Annotated in this window: 4 protein-coding genes and 4 tRNA genes; all 8 read left to right on the top strand. The window is 46.6% G+C overall.

Annotated features, from left to right (window positions below; genetic code table 11):
* The first annotated feature begins 115 nt into the window (after positions 1–115).
* Positions 116–1,126 carry a UDP-N-acetylmuramate dehydrogenase gene (murB, locus tag WG68_RS18820; protein WP_046559261.1) on the top strand — a complete coding sequence of 337 codons (1,011 nt, stop codon included), beginning with the start codon at positions 116–118 and terminating at the stop codon, positions 1,124–1,126.
* Complete coding sequence (gene birA / locus WG68_RS18815; protein WP_046559260.1) at positions 1,119–2,102, top strand: bifunctional biotin--[acetyl-CoA-carboxylase] ligase/biotin operon repressor BirA; 984 nt, start codon at positions 1,119–1,121, stop codon at positions 2,100–2,102. Before murB ends, birA begins: the two co-directional genes overlap by 8 nt.
* Positions 2,103–2,798 (top strand): type III pantothenate kinase, encoded by a 696-nt coding sequence (locus tag WG68_RS18810; RefSeq protein WP_046559259.1) that lies wholly within the window; start codon positions 2,103–2,105, stop codon positions 2,796–2,798.
* Positions 2,799–2,909: 111 nt separating this feature from the next.
* A tRNA-Thr gene (locus tag WG68_RS18805) sits at positions 2,910–2,985 on the top strand.
* Between the two features lie 5 nt (positions 2,986–2,990).
* Positions 2,991–3,075, top strand: a tRNA-Tyr gene (locus WG68_RS18800).
* Positions 3,076–3,105: 30 nt separating this feature from the next.
* Positions 3,106–3,180 (top strand) — tRNA-Gly (locus tag WG68_RS18795).
* Positions 3,181–3,193: 13 nt separating this feature from the next.
* A tRNA-Thr gene (locus WG68_RS18790) sits at positions 3,194–3,269 on the top strand.
* Positions 3,270–3,338: 69 nt separating this feature from the next.
* A partial coding sequence (locus WG68_RS18785; protein WP_046559258.1) for a GTP-binding protein occupies positions 3,339–3,424 on the top strand: 86 nt, incomplete at its 3' end.

Raw genomic sequence — 3,424 nt, 5'->3', positions numbered from 1 at the left:
TTGCATTAAGACTATGCAAGAGTAGTACAGAGCAGGGGCTTTTTTATTTGCTACGAAATTGCAACGGGCTTTATTCAGCCTTACAATAACCCCCTATATTTTCAGCGGCCTTACTATGCATATCCTTTATGATCAGCCAGCAGAGCTTTATTCCACCTTCCGCCTGAAAACCCGTTTAGCAACTCTTATCGAAGTAAGTTGTTTAGCTGATCTGGCACAGCTAGACATCACTGTTGCGCCGCTGGTTTTGGGCGAAGGTAGCAATACTATTTTCCTGCAAGCGCAAACCAGGCCGATAGTACGCTTCACCGGAAACCGCATTACTGAAAGCTGGTTGGATGATAAGCATTGCTTACTGCATGTAGAGGCGGGGCATAATTGGCATCAACTGGTTACCACTGCCGTTCAGCAGCAATTATGGGGCATTGAGAATCTGGCGTTAATACCGGGGTCTGTTGGGGCTGCACCCGTACAAAATATCGGTGCCTATGGAGTAGAACTGGCTGATGTCTGCGCTTATGTGGATTACTACCATTGGCAAACCAGAAGCTTGCAGCGATTAACCGCTAGCAATTGTAACTTTGGTTACCGGGATAGTGTATTTAAACATCAGTTAGCCAGTGAAGGTATTATCGTTGCGGTCGGGATAAGGTTATCAACAGTCGCTAAGCCGGTGCTAAGTTATCAAGGTTTAGATAAACTACCGGCTGGTAGCAGTATTAAAGAGATTTATCAGCAGGTCATCGTTACCCGTAACAGTAAGCTACCCGACTACCGGCTACTGGCTAACTGTGGCAGCTTTTTCAAGAATCCAGTGATTGATAAACTGGAGTATCAACGATTGCAGCAACATCATCCTACCATTCCGGGCTTTAAGCAGGATACTAACCAGGTGAAAGTACCCGCAGCGTGGTTGATTGATCAGCAGGGCTTTAAAGGTTTCCGGTTTAACGATATTGGCTGTTACTCACAACAACCCTTGGTGTTGGTAAACTATGGCGATGGTAACGCCGAAGATTTGCTAACGCTGATTAGTGAGATCCAAAGCAAGGTTTACCAGGCCTATCAAATAACCTTAGAGCCGGAAGTCAGGCTGCTGAATAGTGATGGTCAGCACTATGTCTAAAACCAGTTTGCTCTGTCAGCGCCAGTTGTTGCAGTACATGGCTGATGGTGGCTTTTACTCTGGGCAGTGGCTGGCTGAGCAACTTGGAGTGAGCCGGACTGCAGTAGCAAATTATCTGCACGAGCTTAAGCAGCATGGTCTTGAAGTATTCAGTGTTAAAGGGCGTGGTTACAAACTGGCACAAGCTATTCAGTTACTTGATGCAACTAGAATAAAACATTTACAGACAGCTGGAAGTGCACAAATACTGGTGCAACATATTACGGATTCGACCAATTGCCAACTTCTGCAGCGGCTGCAAGGGAGACATGAACTTGAGCCAGGCAGCGTGATTGTGGCTGAAGCGCAATCTGCCGGCCGTGGTCGCCGGGGCCGAACATGGTATTCACCTTTTGGTACCAATTTGTATTTCTCCTGTTACTGGCGGCTTGAGCAAGGCATACCAGCAGCTATGGGATTAAGTCTGGCTATTGGCTTGGCTGTTTGCCGGTTACTGCAGCAATATTATCAGCTCGATGCAAAGGTGAAGTGGCCAAACGATATATACGTCAATGGCAAAAAGCTGGCAGGTGTGCTTGTTGAGCTTTCAGGTACGCTTGATGCGGGTTGTGATGTAGTTATCGGCATAGGCCTAAATGTGGGTATGCCAGAACAAAGCAAACAACATATTGAACAGCCTTATACAGACCTTAGAACTGAGTCATCACAACAAGTTGATCGCAATCTTTTAGTGGTTGAATTACAACGTCAGGTTGTAACCGTATTGCAAGAATTCAATGTGGCAGGCTTCGCAGCGTTTATTGCAGAGTTTAATCAAAACGATTTGTATGCTAACCAGCCAGTGTATCTGATGGCTAAACCATCCATATCTGGTATTTGCAGAGGTGTGGATAAGCAGGGGGGTATCATTATTGAAACCAGCCAGTCCACCGAAGTGCATTATGGTGGCGAACTTAGTCTACGAGCAGGGGGTTAGATGTATTTATTACTGGATATTGGTAACACCCGGGAGAAAGCCGCGTTATTTAACGCGGGGAAAGTAACACCGTTACCGCAACTTACCGCTGATAGTTTACAAAGCCTGCCACTAGCTGCCGTGTATTTTGCTTGCGTTGCGAACGATAACCGGTTGAATACAATTAAAACTGGTCTTGGCTTGGGTCATTTGCCCTGGCGTCAGGTGAACTCAGAAGCTCATGCTTTTGGTGTTACTAACTGTTATGCAGAGCCACATCTGTTGGGGGTGGACCGCTGGTTAGGCTTGTTAGGCACTCAGCAATTGCTTGCTAAACAATCAGCCATGATAGTGGATGCGGGTACAGCGCTGACAATTGACTGGCTTGATAGCAATGGCATGCATCAGGGCGGCTGGATTATGCCTGGTTTGCGCTTGCAACAACAAAGCGTGGTGCAGCAAACGGCAAAAGTATTTAATAAAGAATTACTGGATGCCAGGGTCATTCCTGGTAAAGAAACAACCTCTTGTTTACAAAATGGATGTTTGGCCGCCGTTATTGGCGCTATTCGGCAGGGATGGATATTAGGTAAAGCGGAGCATCTGCTTCTAACCGGGGGGGATGCTTTTTTTCTAAGAGGGCATTTAACAGATTTAAATACGATCAGCGAACCTTTGTTGATTTTTCATGGTCTTGCCCGATATATCGACCATTAAAACCATATTTGTGCAGGAATTGAGCGGTCAGACAAGAAAAACAGGCTTTTTTGGTTTTTTCTGTTGCGCAGCTTCCGGCATTCTACTAGAATTCGCACCCACTGACGTAGTGCCGCTTTAGCTCAGTTGGTAGAGCAACTGACTTGTAATCAGTAGGTCATCCGTTCGACTCGGATAAGCGGCACCATTAGTGGAGGGGTTCCCGAGTGGCCAAAGGGATCAGACTGTAAATCTGCCGGCACTGCCTTCGAAGGTTCGAATCCTTCCCCCTCCACCATTCAGTCAGTCAAATAGCTACGAGTAGGCCGCGGGCATCGTATAATGGCTATTACCTCAGCCTTCCAAGCTGATGATGCGGGTTCGATTCCCGCTGCCCGCTCCAAAACATGTTACATGCTGATATAGCTCAGGCGGTAGAGCGCATCCTTGGTAAGGATGAGGTCCCCAGTTCGATTCTGGGTATCAGCACCATCTTGTTCGCCTCTCGTGTTTATACAACTCATTTTTTAAAACCGCCGTTTTGTTTAATAAGGGTTACTTATGGCTAAGGCTAAATTTGAACGCGTAAAACCGCACGTAAACGTAGGTACTATCGGCCACGTTGACCACGGTAAAACTACTCTGAC

Source organism: Arsukibacterium ikkense, assembly GCF_000987775.1.
In the GTDB taxonomy this organism is placed as follows: Bacteria; Pseudomonadota; Gammaproteobacteria; order Enterobacterales; family Alteromonadaceae; genus Alishewanella; species Alishewanella ikkense.
The sequence above is the reverse complement of the archived record's forward strand: the minus strand, read 5'-3'. Positions and strand labels throughout refer to the sequence as shown.

Excerpts from the sequence above, each read along its gene's own strand:
- WG68_RS18810 (WP_046559259.1), top strand. The coding sequence starts at position 2,103 with ATGTATTTATTACTGGATATTGGTAACACCCGGGAGAAAGCCGCGTTA.
- birA (WP_046559260.1), top strand. The coding sequence starts at position 1,119 with ATGTCTAAAACCAGTTTGCTCTGTCAGCGCCAGTTGTTGCAGTACATG.
- murB (WP_046559261.1), top strand. The coding sequence starts at position 116 with ATGCATATCCTTTATGATCAGCCAGCAGAGCTTTATTCCACCTTCCGC.